This window comes from Faecalicatena faecalis, assembly GCF_012524165.2.
Lineage (GTDB): Bacteria > Bacillota > Clostridia > Lachnospirales > Lachnospiraceae > Faecalicatena_A > Faecalicatena_A faecalis.
The window spans coordinates 1-19625 of the sequence record NZ_JABACJ020000003.1 but is presented as its reverse complement, the minus strand read 5'-3'; the positions used below and the strand labels follow the sequence as shown (position 1 = coordinate 19625).

The 19625-nt window shown below is 43.4% G+C and carries 15 protein-coding genes; 13 read left to right on the top strand and 2 right to left on the bottom strand.

Going from position 1 to position 19625, the window contains the following annotated elements; translation table 11 throughout:
* Positions 1 to 479: 479 nt before the first annotated feature.
* The 6 genes from HGO97_RS04515 (at position 480) to HGO97_RS04490 (ending at position 7963) form a co-directional block, all read left to right on the top strand.
* Entirely contained in the window at positions 480 to 1454 is a 975-nt protein-coding gene (locus HGO97_RS04515; protein ID WP_216239893.1) for an ABC transporter permease, read from the top strand.
* A gap of 78 nt (positions 1455 to 1532) precedes the next feature.
* Complete coding sequence (locus HGO97_RS04510) at positions 1533 to 3029, top strand: sugar ABC transporter ATP-binding protein (protein ID WP_216239891.1); 1497 nt, start codon at positions 1533 to 1535, stop codon at positions 3027 to 3029.
* Positions 3030 to 3042: 13 nt separating this feature from the next.
* On the top strand, positions 3043 to 4047 hold the full coding sequence (locus HGO97_RS04505; RefSeq protein WP_216239889.1) for an ABC transporter permease: 1005 nt from the start codon (positions 3043 to 3045) through the stop codon (positions 4045 to 4047).
* 103 nt (positions 4048 to 4150) lie between these two features.
* Positions 4151 to 5293: a substrate-binding domain-containing protein gene (locus tag HGO97_RS04500; RefSeq protein ID WP_216239888.1), complete on the top strand. Its 1143-nt coding sequence runs from the start codon at positions 4151 to 4153 to the stop codon at positions 5291 to 5293.
* A 197-nt stretch (positions 5294 to 5490) separates the two neighbouring features.
* Entirely contained in the window at positions 5491 to 5931 is a 441-nt protein-coding gene (locus HGO97_RS04495; RefSeq protein ID WP_216239886.1) for a hypothetical protein, read from the top strand.
* Positions 5932 to 6085: 154 nt separating this feature from the next.
* Positions 6086 to 7963, top strand: coding sequence for a sensor domain-containing diguanylate cyclase (locus HGO97_RS04490; RefSeq protein WP_216239884.1), 1878 nt, complete (start codon positions 6086 to 6088; stop codon positions 7961 to 7963).
* A 38-nt stretch (positions 7964 to 8001) separates the two neighbouring features.
* On the opposite strand, the gene HGO97_RS04485 is transcribed toward HGO97_RS04490, so the two are convergent.
* Positions 8002 to 8847 carry a helix-turn-helix transcriptional regulator gene (locus tag HGO97_RS04485; RefSeq protein WP_216239882.1) on the bottom strand — a complete coding sequence of 282 codons (846 nt, stop codon included), beginning with the start codon at positions 8845 to 8847 and terminating at the stop codon, positions 8002 to 8004.
* A gap of 184 nt (positions 8848 to 9031) precedes the next feature.
* Here HGO97_RS04485 and HGO97_RS04480 point away from each other — a divergent pair, with 184 nt between their 5' ends.
* From HGO97_RS04480 to HGO97_RS04450, 7 genes are all read left to right on the top strand, one after another.
* Positions 9032 to 10510 (top strand): rhamnulokinase, encoded by a 1479-nt coding sequence (locus tag HGO97_RS04480; protein WP_330654176.1) that lies wholly within the window; start codon positions 9032 to 9034, stop codon positions 10508 to 10510.
* A gap of 14 nt (positions 10511 to 10524) precedes the next feature.
* The gene (locus HGO97_RS04475; RefSeq protein WP_216239880.1) at positions 10525 to 12330 is read left to right on the top strand and encodes an L-fucose isomerase; all 1806 of its coding nucleotides are present in this window, start codon (positions 10525 to 10527) and stop codon (positions 12328 to 12330) included.
* Positions 12331 to 12483: 153 nt separating this feature from the next.
* Positions 12484 to 12924 (top strand): RbsD/FucU family protein, encoded by a 441-nt coding sequence (locus HGO97_RS04470; protein ID WP_216239879.1) that lies wholly within the window; start codon positions 12484 to 12486, stop codon positions 12922 to 12924.
* 139 nt (positions 12925 to 13063) lie between these two features.
* Positions 13064 to 14044: a LacI family DNA-binding transcriptional regulator gene (locus tag HGO97_RS04465; RefSeq protein ID WP_216239878.1), complete on the top strand. Its 981-nt coding sequence runs from the start codon at positions 13064 to 13066 to the stop codon at positions 14042 to 14044.
* Positions 14045 to 14382: 338 nt separating this feature from the next.
* Positions 14383 to 16320, top strand: a complete 1938-nt coding sequence (locus tag HGO97_RS04460; protein WP_216239877.1) for a PTS beta-glucoside transporter subunit IIBCA — start codon at positions 14383 to 14385, stop codon at positions 16318 to 16320.
* Positions 16321 to 16357: 37 nt separating this feature from the next.
* Positions 16358 to 17782 (top strand): glycoside hydrolase family 32 protein, encoded by a 1425-nt coding sequence (locus HGO97_RS04455; RefSeq protein ID WP_246597307.1) that lies wholly within the window; start codon positions 16358 to 16360, stop codon positions 17780 to 17782.
* A gap of 90 nt (positions 17783 to 17872) precedes the next feature.
* Positions 17873 to 18703 (top strand): glucosaminidase domain-containing protein, encoded by an 831-nt coding sequence (locus HGO97_RS04450; RefSeq protein ID WP_216239875.1) that lies wholly within the window; start codon positions 17873 to 17875, stop codon positions 18701 to 18703.
* Positions 18704 to 18800: 97 nt separating this feature from the next.
* Here the strand turns inward: HGO97_RS04450 and HGO97_RS04445 are convergent, their stop codons facing one another.
* The gene (locus tag HGO97_RS04445; protein WP_216239873.1) at positions 18801 to 19301 is read right to left on the bottom strand and encodes a hypothetical protein; all 501 of its coding nucleotides are present in this window, start codon (positions 19299 to 19301) and stop codon (positions 18801 to 18803) included.
* Positions 19302 to 19625: the final 324 nt, after the last annotated feature.

The window sequence follows — 19625 nt, the reverse complement described above, 5'->3', positions numbered from 1 at the left end:
AAAAAATTACTGGGTGTAATTTTTTAACCTTTTTTAGTAAGATATTCAATTTCAAAAAAAAGTTTCACAGAGTATACTAACAACATAAAAGTTATAGAAAGTTAATAAAATGTTCACTTTTGGTTCATTTAATAACCTCCTTTATCGAATCGACAGACCGGATAAGCCCATTGATAGCAATTGATTTCCGATATAGATGCAAGAGGTTATTATTTTGGGGCTTAACGGGAACAGACAGCACTATATAAAGAAGAACGTAATGTAACAGGAAATATATGAGGGAGAAGGAGGGAAAGAGATGTTTGAAAGAACGAAGGCAGAGAAAGGGTTGGCTGGTGCAGGATAACACTGCATAGCCCGTACCGGCAGTCCTGTGAACTCTGAAAAGGAACCATTTCCCAGGCTTGGAGGCAGCGGATTGGACGGGTACAAAATTTATTACCAAAATCAGTATGGCTGAAGAAGTAGGAGGAAGAAAAGTGGGAAAGATTAAACAAAATCCTTTTGTAAAAAAGGTGGGGTTTAACAGAATCGTGTTATGCTTTGTTTTGATTCTTCTGTATGGTTTCTTCTGCGTTATGACGCAGGGAACTTTCGCAGGAATCGATCGAATTCTAAGTGCCCTCAACTATGCATATTTTCTTGGATTCTTATCATTGGGAGTTACTTTTGTAATTGCAACAGGCGGAATTGATTTCTCTATCGGACCGGTTATGTTCTGCTGTGCTCTTGTTTCAGGATACAGCTTGATTTCATACGGGGTGCCGATGGCGGCGGCAATGGTGATCAGCCTTATCGTAGGACTTGCTTTCGGTATCTTCAACGGATATCTGGTAGCTTACTGGTCAGTACCGTCATTCATTACTTCCATGGCAAGTATGAATATTGCAAAGGGTCTTGCATCCGTATTTACAAAGACACAGTCTGTAAGCTGGCCGCAGTCAGCAGCAGAGGGCGGATGGTACAGAAACCTGGTCAAGATGGGAGATATCCCGACTGGATTGATTATCTTCCTTTTGGTTGCAGTGGTTTGTGCCATTGTTCTGAACAAGACAAAGATGGGACGTTATATCTTATCTCTGGGAAGCAACAAAGAGGCAGTCAGACTTTCCGGTGTTAATGTTAAAAAATGGGAAATGTCAGCATACATCATCTGTGGAGTCCTGGTCGGTATCAGTGCACTGTTCTATGTATCAGCATATACAACAGTTCAGCCTGGTTACGGCGATCAGTACAACAATGAAGCGATTGCAGGATGTGTAATGGGAGGTACTTCCATGGCAGGAGGACTCGCATCTATCAGCGGAACTGTAATCGGTGTGTTTATCATCGCACTGCTTCAGGAAGGAATCCTGGCTCTTGGCTTTACAAAAGACTATCAGCTTATTATTACAGGTATTATTGTTATTGTTGCAGTATTCAGTGATGTTCTTTCAAGACGTAGAAAGAATTAGGAACCGTATAGTAGATAAAGCAATGATACATGGAAATTTGAGAGTGAACAATTTAGATAGAAAGGCAAGGGTAAGAGAATGGGCGAAGTTATATTAACGATGAAAGATATTGATAAATCTTTCCCTGGTGTTCATGCACTGGACCACGTTGATCTGGAAGTCAGAAAAGGTGAAGTCCTTGCATTGATGGGAGAGAATGGTGCCGGAAAGTCTACATTGATGAAGGTGTTGACAGGTATCTATAAAAAAGATTCTGGTACAATTACATATGAAGGTAAAGAAGTAGAATTTACGAATACCAGAGAAGCACAGGATGCAGGTATCGTGATCGTGCATCAGGAGCTGAACATGCTCGGACACCTGACAGTTGCACAGAACATTTTCATTGGAAGAGAATTCAAGAAGGGCATCCGAATCGATGACAAGAAGATGAATGAGGAAGCAAGAAAGCTTTTCCAGAGAATGAACATCGATATTGATCCAAAAGAAACAATGAGTAAATTGACAGTCGGAAAACAGCAGATGTGTGAGATTGCAAAGGCAATTTCCCATGATGCGAAAGTCATCATCTTTGATGAGCCTTCTGCAGCGCTGACAGAGACAGAGATTGAAGAATTATTCAAGATCATCCGTGATTTGAGGGATAGGAATATTGGTATTGTCTATATCTCCCACCGTATGGATGAGATTAAGAAGATCACGGACAGAGTTACAGTCATGAGAGATGGTACATATGTAGGAACTCTGATTACGAAAGATAGTACAAAAGATGATATCATCAACATGATGGTAGGACGTGTTATTTATGAAGATCCTAAGACAGAGAGTATGGTGCCGAAGGATGCTCCGGTAGTATTGAAGGTAGACCACCTGAATGCAGGAAAGATGGTTCAGGATGTCAGCTTCGAACTGCATAAAGGAGAGATTCTTGGTTTTTCAGGACTGATGGGAGCCGGACGTACTGAGACAGCACGTGCACTCTTTGGTGCAGACCCAATCGACAGTGGAGATATCTATATCAATGGAAAGAAAGTAACCATTAACAGTCCACAGGATGCTGTTAACAATGGTATCGGATATCTGTCAGAAGATAGAAAGAGATACGGAATCGTAGTTCAGAAATCTGTTGCGGAGAATACGACAATGGCAACAATGGAGAACTACATGAAGGGCCTCTTCATCGATAAGAAGAAAGAAAAAGAAGTTGCACAGAAATATGTAGATTCCCTTGCAACAAAGACACCGGATGTTGACCAGCTTGTTGTGAACCTGTCAGGTGGTAACCAGCAGAAGGTCGTTATCGCCAAATGGCTGACAAGAGACTGTGATATCCTCATATTCGATGAACCGACAAGAGGTATCGATGTTGGTGCTAAGAGTGAAATTTACAAATTGATGAATCAGTTGGCAGCAGATGGAAAAGCCATTATTATGATATCCTCTGAGATGACGGAAATATTACGTATGAGTGATAGAATTATCGTAATGTGTGAAGGCAAGAAGACAGGTGAGCTGGATATTTCCGAGGCTACGCAGGAAAGTATCATGAATCTGGCTACACGAGAGATTGAGTAGGGAGGAAAATAAAATGGCAGACAATAAGACTAAAGTGGCTGGCAGAAAGGAGTCTACAATTGATAGATTGGGAGGACAGAAGTTCATCGTTCTCCTGGTTGTAATTGCATTGTTTATCTTCTTTTGCATATTCAGTCCTAATTTTAGAAAATATACAACGTTTGTAAGTATTTTGGATTATTCATATTACATTACATTGATGGCTATTGGTGTTGCTTTCCCGCTGATGACAGCAGGAGTTGACCTTTCCATTGGTACTGGACTTGTTTGTTACTCTCTGGTAGGTGGATATCTGATTACGTTCCACGGTTGGCCTACTTGGGCAGGAATGTTGATTAGTGTTCTGTTTGGTGTGGGAATGGGAGTTGTCAATGGGTGTTTGGTCGCATTGATGGATTTACCACCATTCTTAGCAACGCTTTGTACTTGTATGATTACCAGAGGATTAGGTTCTATTATTGTAGGTGGATTTGGTATTTCCTGGCCGGCAGCAGCAGCTCCGGGAGGATGGTTCAGAAGTATCTTTAAGATTCAGATGAATGGTATAAATATACCGATTGGTTTCTTGTGGATTATCCTGATTGTTATTGCGATGACCTTTGTTTTGAACCATACAAAGATTGGACGTTATACATTAGCAATCGGAAGTAATAAAGAAGCTACAAAATTATCAGGCGTTAATGTGAAGTTCTACCACATTTTTGCATATGTGATTTCAGGATTCTTTGCAGGATTAGCAGCGATTTCTTATTCAGCTATTTTCGCTACAGTTCAGCCAGGTACAGGTGCTGGATTCGAGCTGGAGGCAATCGGTGGAGCAATCATCGGCGGCGTATCTATGTCAGGTGGTGCTGGAAGTATCACAGGAACACTGGCAGGTGTATTCGTTATCTGCCTGTTAAAGACAGGACTTCCGTTTATCGGATTGACAGCAAACTGGCAGCAGATCATCACAGGTCTTGTACTGATCGCAGCCGTACTGGTAGATATCTTAAAGAGAAAGAAAGACAGAGCTTAATGATGTGACCCTATTTTAATGATAGTCAGCAGCCAGGGGGATCGGAACAATCCATTCCCGGCTGTTACTATAAAACTATTTTATGTCAGGAGGACAAAAAATTATGAAAAAGAAAGTTTTAGCAGTGTTACTTAGCGGATGCATGGTAGCAGGAATGATCGCTGGATGTGGAAGCAAAGGCGGCGAGGACAAGAAGGCTGACGACTCAGCAGCAAAAACAGAGACAGAAGACAAAGGTGATGAAGCAAAAGGCGGAGACTATCACTTCGAAGTTGTTGTAAAGAGCTTCCAGTCATCATACTGGCAGGCAGCTGTTCAGGGAATCAAACAGGCAGAGGAAGAACTGGGTGTTACAGCTAACACAACAGGACCTAACGCTGAGTCTGATATCGCTGACCAGGTAAACATGCTGAACAATGCTATCAACAAGGCTCCAGACGGAATCGCTCTTGCAGCTTGTGACCAGAACTCAGTTCTTGATTCACTGCAGACAGCACTTGACAAGAAAATCCCAGTAGTATGCTTCGACTCAGGTGTGCCGGATGCTCCAGAAGGATCAGTATATGCAACAGTTGTAACAAACAACGGTGCAGCAGGTGCTATTGCAGCTGATAAGATTTATGAAGCAGTAAAAGACAAAATTGCTAAAGCTGACAAACAGGTAAGAGTTGGTGAAGTTAACCAGGATGCAACATCCGCTAACATTACAGAGCGTGGTCTTGGATTCGTTAACAGATTCATCGAGCTTGCTAAAGCTGATGGAAAGACAGTTGCTGTAACAGGAAATGACTACTATGTTGGTAAAGTAGAAGATAAAGGTGATGCTAAATCAGCTGACATCGTTATCGAAATCGCAGTACCGGCTCAGACAACAGTTGAGTTATGTTCTACAGAAGCAGCTAACATCATGAACAAAGAAGATACAATCGCAATCTTCGGTTCTAACCAGGTTTCTGCAGAGGGTGTTCTGACAGCTAACCAGAACCTGAGCGTATTAGGATCTGACCCAGAGAAGAACATTATCGCTGCTGGATTCGATGCTGGTTCAACAATCAAAGCTGCTGTTAAAGATGGTACATTACTTGGTGCTGTTACACAGTCTCCTCTGATGCAGGGTAAATTATCTATCGAAACACTTACAAAGATCTGCAACGGCGAAGAAGTAAGTGATATCGAAACAGATGGTTACTGGTATGATGCTACAAACATGGAAGATCCTGATATCTCTCCAAACCTGTATGACTAATCATAACAGAACATAAAAATAGTTCATTAAGGAGGAACCGGGAGCGTCCCGGTTCCTTTTTTTTATAAAATCTGATATAATATCTACAACTGGCGCAAGAAGAGATGCTCATAGGGGATATCGTGGTATATGCCTTTGTAGACAGGTCCGCAGTAACCTATGGAATTATGTAGAAGAAAAGACGCAGGAGGAATGTTATGCTTCAGGGAATAGAAACTGTCTTTGACAACAAGGAGAAGATGATTGGACATCTGAAAAAGAAAAGCTATGAGAGTAATACGGCGATGTTTATTGAAAAGAATGGACATTTTTTTCAGGAAATGGCAGATTATGTGGGACAGGCCGAGGACAAAGAGGCGGCTGCCGAAGAAATCGGAGTATGCCTGGCAGAGGCAGTCAAGGCTCATTTTTCTAACAAAAAGGGGATTGTTGAAGCCCGCACCCAGGTGGATCTGAACTTCTTCATGATCTATTACGTTTTTCCGACGGTTCTGGGGCTGGAATCAGAGGACTCTAAAGTAATTGCAGAAGGAATCCGAAAAGTATGGAAGAAAAGTTTTAAAGAGGGAGATATCCATTATACAGATTATGATACTCTGTATGGGGCCTTTAGAGAAAAGATATTTGGTATTTTTTAGGGAATACGGACCGGCGTAATGAAAACGCCGGTTTTTTTGGCCTCTTTTTTAGGCGGTTATTAGATTGTTCTGTCCCTTGAGAATATACAGAAAGGCGAGTATAATAGAACATATATTTAGATTTCCAAATTCTTCAGGGAAAAGAGGAATCGCTATGAAAAAACGGAACAATGGACAGAAAAGAACCATGCAGCTGCGAGTATGGCTCCTGTTGATAGGGAGTCTTATTTTGACAGGCATTATGGTAGCAGTCATGCTTAAGATGTATCAGGGACGCAATGCCCAGATATTCAATTCGCTTATAGAGGAGAATTTGACCTCGATTCATAAGGGACAAGTAGCAGAGATAGATGATTCGATTCAGGAGGTACAGAAGTTAGTAAATGGGATCGCTCAGATATATGAGAGTTTAGATTCATCAGACCTTGAACTGAACAGTCGGTATCAGGAAGCTGTTGAACAACTGGATATTTTAAATGATATAGAATATTATTCTGCTGACATATTGAAAGAAGAACTTTCCAAGGAAGATACGTCCAAGCAGGATAAGAAAGTAATCGAAAGACTTTTGAACGACGAGAGTGTTATTTCTGATGTGTTTTCTTCAAAACAACTTGAGGGAGCTTATGCAATTAGTGTAATGAGACCTGTTAAGAGGGCGGGGGAGATCATAGGTGTAGTCTGTGGTTTTATTAAGGCGGATGAACTGATGAAGATTACGATGCGTCAGGATTATGAATGGACCTCTAATTTTCTGATTACGCAGGATGGAAGTCTGATCATTGACAAAGATGTATATTATGGGGGAGAAGAGAATCTATTTCGGGATCTGGAAGATATGGACATTTCCAAGAATAAGATCGAGGAGGTCCGTGATGGGCTTAAGTCAGGAAAGACATCTCTGGTTACCATCGATAGTCCCCGGGAAGGGCAGTTCTTTATCATGACTACAGGGCTGCGGTATAACGGATGGATTTTATTATCCATGACTCACTCGAATGAAGTGAAGGGGTATTCAGTTTCGATTATGAAAAACACCAGGCTTCTGATTGTTTCACTTCTGGTATTCCTGATTGTGCTGCTCACTGGTGCTGCAGGAATATATGTTCAGCAGAAGGAGCGGCTTTTGAGGAATCAGGCCAGATATGAATTATTGGCACAGTTTTCGGATACCATTTTGTTTGAATATGACTGCTCGGCCAGGTCATTGGCTTTTACACCGAATATTGTGGATCACTTTGATGTCAGGCCGGAAGATATCCGGTATCCCTTTGATGAGGAACAGAAATTCAATCTTCTGCATCCCGACGATGTTGAACGCTTAAGGAATATGTTGAAAAGTATGGTGGAGACTGGAACAGAACAGATGGAGGAGGATGTGCGGTTTCTGAATAAGAGTGGGGATTACCGTTGGATGCACTGCCAGGCACAGCTCTTATTGGACCGGAGAGGACGGGCTGTCATGGTGGTCGGTAAATTTTCGGATGTTCATGATCAGAAAGCGCAGGAACAGCGATTGATTCAAAAGTCCTCCACAGATGCCATGACCGGTGCATGGAACAGGGAGGCGGCTGAGGTACAGATTACAGAGCAGTTAAAGCAGACATCATATGGCTTTTTCTTTATGCTGGATGTGGATGATTTTAAGAGAATCAATGATACTCAGGGGCATTCGGCAGGAGACAGTCTTCTGATTCAATTGGTGAGTGAGATGAAAATGGTATTCCGTCGTGAGGATATTATTGGAAGGCTTGGCGGAGATGAATTTGTTATCTTTATGGCAGATGTAAAAGAGTTATTTGTTGCCTGCAGCAAAGCAGATGCACTTCTGCAGAGATTAGCGAAGCAGAAGGCGGCTTTTACAGTCAGTATTGGTATTGCGGCCTTCCCGTCAGATGGCAGCAGCTACCAGGAGCTATATATAGCCGCAGATTCTGCGATGTATCAGGCCAAACGAGAAGGGAAAGGCAAATATAGTTTTCGAAAGAAGGAACCCGCCAACACAGGGGAAAAGGATATTTTTGTTGGATAAATGTATAGGAAAATTGTGATTGGCGGGAAGAGTTCCTGTTATTTTAAATACTTTTTAGGAGTGGTGCCTTTGTACTTTTTAAAGGTCTTAATAAAGTAACTTAAGTCGTTAAATCCAGAGTTATAGGCAACCTCGGTGATGGATTGGTCTGTTGTCAAAAGCTGATAGCAGGCCCGCTCGATGCGGTAATAATTCAGGTAATCAATGGGAGTGCGGTGCGTCATCTCCTGAAAGAAACGGCAGAAGTATTTGGGGGACATATTGACGCTGCCAGCCATCTCCTCGAGCGTAATCTGTTTGTGATAGGACGACTCCATGAATTCCAGTGCGGTCTTGAGCTGTACAATTCTTTTATGGTTGCGCGGAGGCTGTGCAGGCGCTGGGTTATAGTATTGTCTGGAGAAGACCAGCCCGATCATCTGGTAGAGCGTGCCAAGTACAGTAAGCTGATAGCCCTCCTTTTTTGAGGCGATCGCGTCGAACATGGCCCAGATGGTATGGTGGATATCGTTATAGGATTCAGGATATACATAAGCCGGCTCTACCTCGTGGTCTATGATTTTACGGATCAGTCTTAAGCAGGCATCGTTTTTATTCATGAGCATATTCATGTCAAAGACGATACATTCGTAAGTACAGTCGTGGGGGATGCCGGAATGGACCGAGCCTGCTGGGATAAGGATAGCAGAACCTTCAAGAACCGTGTATTCCTGCTCATCTATGGATAATTGGAAGCTCCCCTTTAAAATCCGTATGATCTCGAACTCTACGTGCCAGTGCAGAGACATGACATACTGGGGATGCATGGGGGTAACATGATGGTATTCGAAGGGGAAGTCGACAGTTCCGCGCTGCCAGCTCTCCCGGTAATTGATATATTGCATAATTCTCCTTTATGTGAATATTGTTATATTTTTTACTATTATAGCACAAGTATATTTTCAGGCACAATGATAAAATGAAATCAATGACGAGGTGAATGATAAGCAGCGTTAAAAGGGCAGCATTCACGATTAGACAGCAAAGTGGATGGATATCCCCTGGCTGATTTTGAAAGGAGGAAGATGTGTGAGTAGTGAAAAGAAACAGGTACTTGCATTTGATTTTGGAGCTTCCAGCGGACGTGCGATTCTGGGAACTCTAGAAGACGGAAAGATACATATGGAAGAGGTCTACCGCTTCTCCAACGATCCCGTGATTATCGGCAAGACCATGTACTGGGACACTCTAAGACAATTTTTCGAGATTAAACAGGGTATTATCAAAGCAAAACAAAAAGGCGGCTTTGACAGTATCGGAATTGATACATGGGGGGTTGATTTCGGACTTCTGGATGAGCACGGAGTTCTGCTCGAGAGTGCTGTACACTATAGAGATGACAGAACTCTTGGAATGCAGGAGGAAGTATTCAAGGCAATCCCGAAGGATGAGTTGTATGACTTGACCGGGAATCAGTTCGAAAATTTCAATACCGTTTTCCAGCTTTATTCATTGGTTCAGAAGAGACCATGGCTTCTGGAGCGCGCTGACAAGCTTCTGCTGACGCCAGATCTGTTCAATTATTTTCTGACAGGTGAGAAGAAAGCAGAATATACGATGTCTACGACGACTCAGTTGATGGATGCAAGGAATAAGGTATGGTCCGATAAGATCATGGATGCACTTCAGATTCCAAAGGAAATATTCCCGGAGATCGTACCAAGCGGTACCGTTGTAGGAATGTTAAGTGATGAAATCTGTGAGGAACTTGGAATCCAGCCTGCGAAGGTCATTGCAGTTGCTAGTCATGACACTCAGAGTGCCGTAGTTGCAGTTCCGACTCAGGAAGAGGATTTTATGTTTATCAGTTGTGGGACATGGAGTTTATTCGGAACCGAATTAAAAGCACCGATCATCGGTGAGAAGTCCCTGGAGTGTAATGTAAGTAATGAAGGTGGTTATGGAAATACGACAACACTTCTTAAGAATATTATCGGTCTTTGGCTCGCACAGGAGAGCAGAAGGCAGTGGATTCGTGAAGGACAGGAATATTCCTTCGGCGAGTTAGAGCAGATGGCGAGAGAGGCAGAGCCGTTCCAGAGCTTTATTGATCCTGATGCACCAGAGTTCGTGCCGGCAGGCAACATCCCGGAGCGCATTAGAGAGTTCTGCAGAAAGACAGGACAGAAGGTCCCGGAGACAATCGGAGAGATTATGTGCTGTATCAATCAGAGCCTTGCGCTTAAGTACAGATACGCATTGGAGCAGATTGAATCCTGTACAGGAAAGCATTATCCGACCATCCATATGATCGGAGGAGGTATCCAGAGTAAGCTTCTCTGTCAGATGACAGCAGGAGCCAACGGACGCAAAGTAATTGCAGGACCTGTAGAAGCCACCGCACTCGGCAACATTGCGGTACAGTTCATGTCACTGGGAGAAATTAGGGACATGAATGAGGCAAGACAGATCATCGCAGATTCAGAAAAAACATATGAGTACATTCCACAGGATGAAGAGAAGTGGAATGCCGCATATGAGAAATTTAAAACCATTATTCAAAATTAAGGAGGAAACAAATCATGGCAAAATCAAGACTTATCGGGGATTATCCAGTAATCGGCATCAGACCTACAATTGATGGACGAAGAGGTGTGCTCAAAGTACGTGAATCTCTGGAAGAGCAGACAATGAACATGGCAAAATCTGCTGCAAAGCTGTTTGAGGAAAACTTAAAGTATACAAACGGTGAGCCGGTGAAGGTCGTAATCGCTGATACAACAATCGGACGTGTTGCAGAAGCTGCTGCATGTGCAGATAAATTCAAAAAAGCAGGCGTTGACATTACTCTGACAGTTACACCATGCTGGTGCTACGGTGCAGAGACCATGGATATGGACCCACAGACAATCAAGGCTGTATGGGGATTCAACGGAACAGAGAGACCAGGAGCTGTTTATCTTGCATCTGTTCTTGCTACACATGCACAGAAAGGTCTTCCTGCATTCGGTATCTACGGACATGATGTTCAGGAAGCAGATGACACATCTATTCCTTGCGATGTAAAAGAAAAGTTATTAAGATTTGGACGTGCCGCAGTTGCAGCAGCAACCATGAGAGGCAAATCCTACTTACAGATCGGTTCTATCTGTATGGGAATCGGCGGATCTATCATTGATCCTGCATTTATCGAGGAATATCTTGGCATGCGTGTAGAGTCTGTTGATGAGGTTGAGATTATCCGCCGTATGACAGAAGGCATCTACGATGAGGAAGAATACAAGAAAGCACTTGCATGGACAAAAGAGAAATGCAAAGAAGGATTTGATAAGAACCCGGAAGAACTGCAGAAATCTCGCGAGCACAAAGATTCTGATTGGGAATTTGTAGTTAAGATGATGTGCATCATCAAAGACCTGATGAACGGAAATCCGAACCTTCCAGATGGAGCAGAGGAAGAAAAGGTTGGACACAACGCTCTCGCTGCTGGATTCCAGGGACAGAGACAGTGGACAGACTTCTATCCGAACTGTGACTTCCCGGAGGCTATGCTGAATACATCATTTGACTGGAACGGAGCAAGAGAGCCATACGTTCTGGCAACAGAGAATGATGTTCTCAACGGACTTGGAATGATGTTCTGTAAGCTGCTTACAAACTCCGCACAGATTTTCGCTGATGTTCGTACATACTGGAGCCCAGAGGCTGTTAAGAGAGCGGCAGGCGGATATGAATTAGAAGGACATGCAAAAGAAGCAGGCGGATTCATCCACCTGATCAATTCAGGAGCAGCCTGCCTGGATGCTTGCGGACAGGCAAAGGATGCAGACGGAAATGCATGTATGAAACCTTGGTATGATGTAACAGAAGAAGATCAGGAAGCAATCATGAATGCAACAACATGGAACTATGCCGACCTGGGATACTTCAGAGGCGGCGGATTCTCATCAAGATTCGTGACACAGGCTGAGATGCCGGTAACCATGATTCGTCTGAACCTTGTTAAGAATTTAGGACCAATGCTCCAGATTGCAGAAGGATGGACAGTGAACCTTCCTGACGAAGTAACAGATGTTCTCTGGAAGAGAACTGACTATACATGGCCATGTACATGGTTCGCACCAAGAGTAACAGGAGAAGGTGCATTCAAGACTGCTTATGATGTGATGAACAACTGGGGAGCTAACCATGGAGCAATCAGCTACGGACACATTGGAGCTGACCTTATTACAATGTGCTCTATCTTAAGAATCCCGGTAGCTATGCACAATGTTCCAGAAGAGAAGATCTTCAGACCGGCATCATGGGGCGCATTCGGACAGGATAAAGAGGGACAGGATTTCAGAGCTTGCCAGGCTTATGGACCAATGTACAAATCCATCAGATAATTACGCTATCCACTAAATTTATAATACCTACCAAAAATGCAGAGAGTGCCTATTCCTATAGGCGCTCTTTGCGTTAGAACATAACAGCAAATTATACGAAAACTTATTGGAGCCCAGGCAGATGCGGCCTGGGGAAAACAGGAGGACAATCAAATGTTAAAAGGAATTCCACAGATATTATCACCAGAGTTATTAAAAGTATTATGCGAAATGGGACACAGTGACCGTCTTGTCATCTCTGACGGAAACTTTCCGGCAGAGTCTATGGGAAAAGATGCAATCGTGATTCGCTGCGACGGCCATGGCGTGCCGGAGATTCTCGATGCGATTCTTCAGGTATTCCCACTGGATACATATGTAGAGAAGCCTGTGAATCTGATGCAGGTCATGGACGGGGATGATGTAGAGACTCCGATTTGGGATACCTATAAAGAAATCATTGCAAAGCATGATGAAAGAGGCGCAGAAGTGGTTGGCAATATCGAGCGTTTTGCATTCTATGAAGAAGCAAAGAAAGTTTATGCAATCATTGCTACAAGCGAGAAGGCACTCTATGCAAATATCATGCTCCAGAAGGGCGTTGTTGTTGAGTAGTAGAAGCCTGTGGATTTATCCGCTTCAAAAGATATAGAGAAAAAACGGGAAAATGAGATTCGTAAGATTCTCTTTTCCCGTTTTTGTGATATACTAGGTATACTATTAAAAGAGATTGATATTGGAGAAGATGCGCGTTATGACAATTACAGAGATTGCTAAGATGGCGGGGGTTTCGGTTTCTGCGGTTTCGAGGTATTTAAATGATGGGTATATCAGTGATGATAAGAGGAAGCGGATCAGGGCTGTGATTGAGAAGACAGGTTATAAACCTTCTAAGCAGGCCCAGATATTACGGACGAAAAAGTCCAAGGTCATCGGGGTAATCCTGCCAAAGATCAGTTCAGAGTCGATTGCCCGGGTGGCAGATGGAATCAGTTCTGTACTTTCGAAAGCGGGATATCAGATGCTGCTTGCGAGTACGGAGAATAATCCAAAGAAGGAGATAGAATATCTGAATCTTTTTCAGAATAATCCGGTGGATGGGATTTTGTTTTCAGCATCTGTTTATGATAAGGCTCATCAGGAGGCACTTAAGCGGATGCAGATACCAGTTGTGGTAATCAGCCAGAGGTTTGAGGGGGCGGCCTGTGTTTATCATGATGATTATGGGGCTGCTAAGGCGATGACACAATTGCTGCTGCACAGCGGGAAGCATCATGTCGGGCATATTGCAGTGACGCAGAAGGATGAGGCGGCTGGAAAGAGTAGAACGCAGGGGTATCAGGATGCAATGAGGGAATATGGAATTCTGGTGGAGGAGAAGATGATCGTAACGGCTGGATTCACGATGGATGCAGGATATGACTGTATGAAAAGGCTGTTGCGGCAGTATCCAGATCTGGATGCGGTATTCTGTGCTACAGATACGCTGGCGGTAGGGGCATTGACCTGCTTAAGAGATAAGAAAAGGCGTGTCCCAGAGGAGATTGCGATTGTTGGTGTGGGTCATAACCGGATGTCCCGTGTGGTGACTCCGAAGCTGACGACAGCTCACCTTTTTTATAAGACAAGTGGTATAGAGGCGGCGAATATGCTATTGGAGATGATTGAGGAGAAGAATAGCGTTGCCAGGCAGATACAGCTAGGGTATGAGGTAGTCGAAGCGGAGAGTGTTTAACCTCATTAAGGCAGCAGGGAATCAATGTGTCCCGTTTCTGTTGTGGATAGAGAAATCGAATTAGGGAAAAGTAAGATAGAAGGGTTTCATAGAATATAGATTCTATGGAAATCCTTCTTTTCTTTTTCTATATGGGTTTTAGCAAGAAATAATTTTGTTGATTATGAACAAAAAAAGGAACGCATTTTTGTTGCTTCTTCCTATTTACAGATGAGATAAAAGTGATAAAATAGAATCATAAAGTGAAAACGATTTCATATGCAAAAACCTTTATTTAAAAAGGATATATGGAATTAAAAGATACTATTAGTGATAACGATATCATGAAGGAGGGCACTATGGATTACAATTCAATTGCCAGACAGATTCTGGAGAATGTAGGAGGAAAAGAGAATCTGATTTCAGCAGCGCATTGTGCGACAAGGCTTCGGTTAGTCATTGCAGATAATGACAAGTGTGACAGTAAAGCGGTAGAGAACATTGACGCAGTGAAGGGTGTGTTCTTTGCATCTGGACAGATGCAGATCATTCTTGGGACTGGGACTGTGAACAAGGTGTATGACGAGTTCATCAAGCTTGCGGGGATATCCGAGGCGAGTAAAGAGGATGTAAAACGGGAGGCTGCTAAGAAGGCTAATCCATTCCAAAGGGTCATCAAGACGATTGGAGACATCTTTGTCCCGATTATTCCGGCCATTGTTGCCAGCGGTTTCTTGATGGGAATCATGGAAGCACTGAATTTCATGGTGAATAATGGTTTCTTAAGCATCAATACAGATGGCTCGATTTATCAGTTCGCAGTATTGTTCAGTAATGTGGCATATGTGTTCCTGCCGATTCTAATTGCATTTAGTGCGGCGAAGGTGTTTGGGGCGAATCCATTCCTGGGAGCAGTCATCGGAATGATTATGATTCATCCAAACCTGCAGAATGCCTGGACTGTTGCTACAGAAGGGGTACAGAAGACGCAGGAAGTATTTTTCGGTCTGTGGAAGATTGACATGGTCGGGTATCAGGGGCATGTAATTCCTGTTATCATTGCTGTCTTTGTCCTGAGCATCATCGAGAAAAAGCTGCATAAGATCGTACCTCCAATGTTCGATCTGTTCGTGACACCGCTGGTCAGCGTTTTTGTAACAGGCTACCTTACCCTGGCAGCCATCGGACCAGTATTCGTATTTGTGGAAAATGGACTTTTAAATGGGATTCAGAAACTGCTAACCCTTCCATTTGGAATCGGCAGCTTCATTATGGGTGGTGCTTATGCAACGACTGTTGTGTCTGGTATCCATCACATGTATACCGTAATTGATATTGGGCAGCTCGCGAAGTATGGTTTGACCTTCTGGCTCCCACTCGCATCTGCCGCCAATGTAGCACAGGGTGGTGCAGCACTGGCCGTTGCAATGAAGAGCAAGAACCAGAAGATGAAATCTGTTGCATTGCCGTCAGCTTTAAGTGCCTGTATGGGAATCACAGAACCTGCAATCTTCGGTGTGAACCTGCGGCTTGTCAGACCATTCATTGCAGCATCCATCGGAGGAGCATGTGGTGCATTATATGCATCTATCGTAAACCTCGGAGCAACAGGAACAGGGGTTACCGGAATTTTTGGTATCCTTCTTCATCTGCACAGCCCGCTTCACTATGTCATTGCAATGGCAATCGCCTTTGGTGTAGCGTTCGTATTGACAGGAGTTTTAGGGTTCAAAGAAGATTCAGATGATAGTGAACCTGCCAGAAATGAAAAGAAAGCAGTGGAAGAGAAAAAGGAAACAAAGAATGTAGAAGCATCAAGTACAGAAGCAGTGAATACAGAACCAGCAAATACAGAAGCGGTTTCAATTGAAAAGGAAGTATCTGGAGAGATTACATTTGTATGCCCGATCCATGGAGAAGTGATTCCATTATCCGAAGTACCGGATGAGACATTTGCATCAGGAGTGCTTGGAGAGGGGATAGGTGTCAGACCGGCAGAAGGAAAAGTATATGCACCATTTGACGGTACAGTAGCTGCTGTATTTGACACAAAGCATGCAATCGGCCTTGAGGCAGCAGAAGGATTTGAGGTGCTGATCCATATTGGAATCGATACAGTCAGTCTGAACGGAGGTCCATTTACGGTACATGTTGAGGCAGGTGATTCTGTAAAAGCGGGACAACTGCTGGCAGAGTTCGATATGGAACAGATTCAGGCAGCAGGACTGGAAATAGTCAGCCCGATCATCATTACGAATCCGGGCGCATATCAGGATATCCAGATTACAAAGAGATAAGAGCTGCTCTGCCACAATAAAGAAAATTTGATTAAAAATGAGGATGAGATTGATGACAGAAGTGAATTGGGATGATAAATGGAGACTGGGATTTCATCTGATGCCGCCTACAGGTTGGCTGAATGATCCTAACGGACTATGCCAGTTTCAAGGGATATATCATGTGTTTTTCCAGTATTCCCCGGATGATCCGAATGGAGGTACGAAGTACTGGGGACATTATACGAGTCAGGATATGCTGAACTGGCAGTATGTCGGAATCGCACTTTCACCCGAGGAAGTTTTTGAAAGCCATGGGGTGTATTCTGGTTCCGCCCTGGTCAAGGATGGAAAAATGAACCTGTACTATACAGGAAATGTAAAACTGGATGGAGATTATGACTATATATATGAAGGCCGCCAGGGAAATACGATTTTGGTCGACAGTGAGGATGGCGTTACATTTGGTAGGAAAAAATGTCTGATGACAAATGCGGATTATCCGTCTCATCTGTCCTGCCATATCAGGGATCCCAAGGTAGTAACCGGAGAAAGCATCGGAATCGAGGACGAAAATTGCTATATGTTTTTGGGAGCGAGGACCAGAGAGGATACAGGAGAGGTACTTTTATACAAGAGTGGTAATCTGACGGATTGGGAGTTGGTCAATATTCTCAAGGATAAAATCCCCTTTGGATATATGTGGGAATGCCCAGATGCTTTTATGCTGGATGGGAAGAAATTCCTGAGCATTTCCCCGCAGGGTGTACAGCAGGATGGAATTAATTATCAGAATGTTTATCAGTCTGGTTACTATGAAGTGACTGGATCATTTGATCATGAGTACCAATTAGAACGGTTTAAAGAGTGGGACAGAGGGTTTGATTTCTATGCCCCTCAGACATTCCAGGATGAAAATGGAAGAAGGATTTTGATTGGATGGATCGGAATGCCGGATGAACCCTCGCAGACCAATCCGACCGTGGCACAGGGGTGGCAGAATGCACTGACTGTTCCCAGAGAGATTTTCCTGAAAGAAGGAAAAGTGATGCAGTATCCAGTGGCAGAGTTAGAAAAGCTGCGTCTGTCCCGGCATACATTCGTATCGGGTTGTACTTCGGAAAGAAGAAAAATGTATGATGCAGAGATAACAGTCGTAAGTGAGGATATTAAAATCGTGATCAGTGAAGGGATTGAGCTTGTGTACGACAAGACCCATGAGATTTTGACACTTTCTTTTGATCAGGAAAAGAATCTTGGATATGGAAGAAATAAGCGCTCTGTACATCTGCAGTCTTGTGAGCAGATTCGAATTTTAGTGGATACCTCCTGCTTGGAGATTTATTTGAATGGCGGGGAAGAAGTGTTCACAACACGCTTTTATACAGAAGACGGAATGAGCGACTTTTGTGTCACTGAAGGGGATGCGAAGGTGACATATTGGGAAATGGAAGGACTGCATATAGATTTGTCCGCTTTATGATGTGAAATCTATCAGATTTCTGCATACTTGCAATTTTGCAGCATATATTGTAAAGTAGTAGGAACGTAGATTTTGGACAAGGGTGGTCAGATGGATTTCAATGTTTTTGATAAAGAAAAATTAAAGGTGTGGCTGGAGATCGTTCTGGCGGTCGTGCTTGTTGCGGCAGTAGGGATTGCAGGGAATAAGGGTGCATTTGACAAAAAGACTGTGAATCCAGATAAAGTGAATGCAGCAGGAAATGAGGCGCTTGAGAAAGCTGCGGATGAAAATGAAGCGGCTCAACAAAAGGCAGACCCTAAAGAAGATAAAAAGGATTCTGGGGATAGGGAACAGATAAAGGAAGAGAGAGAGGGTCAGGCATCCGAGGAAGTAATTGCAGAGGGACAGTATCCCATAATGGGGAAAAGTTCTGTTACCGTTGATCAGATGGTGGAATATTTTAAGACCAGCGGGGAGGCATATCCTTCTGATGCTCTGAGTAAGGGCGGGGCAGACAGTATCGAGACTTTTTGTCAGATGTACTATGATGAGGCTGTGGCCGAAGGTGTCAGGCCGGAAGTTGCTTTTGTACAGACGATGAAAGAGACGGGATGGCTTCAATATGGGGGAGATTCATCTATTGAGCAGTTCAATTTTGCCGGACTTGGGACAACTGGAGGCGGTGTGGCTGGAAATTCCTACCCTGATGTACGTACAGGAATTCGGGCGCAGATTCAGCATTTAAAGGCATATGCAACGGCAGACTCCTTAGAACAGGCCTGCGTAGATGAGCGATACGAATATGTGACAAAGGGATGCGCTCCTTATGTAGAGTGGCTGGGGCAGCAGGAAAATCCAGAAGGATATGGCTGGGCAACGGCGGATAATTATGGATATTCGATTGTAGATATGATATCCAATCTAAAGAAAATGAAATAGAAGAGAAATAAAGAAACGCAATAAAGAAACACCCACCGGGAGGACCTGGTTAACTAATGTCAGTCCATCCCTGGAGGGTGTTTTTCGTTCATGATTATTATTTATCCGAGTGCTGTAGTTCATTGATCAGTTGCTCGATTATGGTCAGGTCTTCTTCCAGGAGGTCTGCAATCTGAGGGATGGTATAGCCCTTTTGCAGTTTTTTCTGAATTAATACCTTTAATCGGTGCTTATCACCGGATTGAAAGCCGTCTTCATATCCTTCTTTCCGAACTGTCTGCATATGTAGTTTCTTATCATAATGTGTCAAGATCATATTCATCACCTCACTGCGGTTCTTTTTTAGAATATCGGCTAAGATGCCTTCCTCAATACATTCATCCACTGCCAAGTTCACAGTATCTTCCAGACGATATTTTCGATCTAGGTAGCCACGAATGCGTGCGACGAAACAGGCATATTCATTCAACTTTTTACAGCGCTGCATTAACTTTTTATTATGGCCCAGATTAATATTCAACATTCGTGCGCGGCACTCAAGTGCAGACTGAAATCCATCAGGAAGCTCATGAAAAGCATCGGAAAGCAGGTACTCCATCTCATCGGGGCATCATCCACTCCGTTATAAAAAATAAGATAGACAGGGGGTGGAAGAGAAACAAGGTTTCTGCCATAAATATCAAGAGGGTTCGTTTCAATATAGGATTTCAGAACATCAGAGAAATAGAAAAGTTCCCGAAGAGGCATGTTAGGATTCAGAGTACTTTGATGCTCATACAGATTCAGGACATTAGCGATAAGAAAGGATAAGGTCGGCTAGGTCGGAGGGATTACTCCCTCTTTCCCGCCTAAGAACTGTACGTGTCACTTTCATGACATACAGCTCAAGCATACTTGTTCTCCGAAAGTCTGATTAGATTCT

Excerpts from the sequence above, each read along its gene's own strand:
- HGO97_RS04510 (WP_216239891.1), top strand. The coding sequence starts at position 1,533 with ATGGGCGAAGTTATATTAACGATGAAAGATATTGATAAATCTTTCCCT.
- HGO97_RS04505 (WP_216239889.1), top strand. The coding sequence starts at position 3,043 with ATGGCAGACAATAAGACTAAAGTGGCTGGCAGAAAGGAGTCTACAATT.
- HGO97_RS04500 (WP_216239888.1), top strand. The coding sequence starts at position 4,151 with ATGAAAAAGAAAGTTTTAGCAGTGTTACTTAGCGGATGCATGGTAGCA.
- HGO97_RS04495 (WP_216239886.1), top strand. The coding sequence starts at position 5,491 with ATGCTTCAGGGAATAGAAACTGTCTTTGACAACAAGGAGAAGATGATT.
- HGO97_RS04490 (WP_216239884.1), top strand. The coding sequence starts at position 6,086 with ATGAAAAAACGGAACAATGGACAGAAAAGAACCATGCAGCTGCGAGTA.
- HGO97_RS04485 (WP_216239882.1), bottom strand. The coding sequence starts at position 8,847 with ATGCAATATATCAATTACCGGGAGAGCTGGCAGCGCGGAACTGTCGAC.
- HGO97_RS04475 (WP_216239880.1), top strand. The coding sequence starts at position 10,525 with ATGGCAAAATCAAGACTTATCGGGGATTATCCAGTAATCGGCATCAGA.
- HGO97_RS04470 (WP_216239879.1), top strand. The coding sequence starts at position 12,484 with ATGTTAAAAGGAATTCCACAGATATTATCACCAGAGTTATTAAAAGTA.
- HGO97_RS04465 (WP_216239878.1), top strand. The coding sequence starts at position 13,064 with ATGACAATTACAGAGATTGCTAAGATGGCGGGGGTTTCGGTTTCTGCG.
- HGO97_RS04460 (WP_216239877.1), top strand. The coding sequence starts at position 14,383 with ATGGATTACAATTCAATTGCCAGACAGATTCTGGAGAATGTAGGAGGA.
- HGO97_RS04455 (WP_246597307.1), top strand. The coding sequence starts at position 16,358 with ATGAGGATGAGATTGATGACAGAAGTGAATTGGGATGATAAATGGAGA.
- HGO97_RS04450 (WP_216239875.1), top strand. The coding sequence starts at position 17,873 with ATGGATTTCAATGTTTTTGATAAAGAAAAATTAAAGGTGTGGCTGGAG.
- HGO97_RS04445 (WP_216239873.1), bottom strand. The coding sequence starts at position 19,301 with ATGGAGTACCTGCTTTCCGATGCTTTTCATGAGCTTCCTGATGGATTT.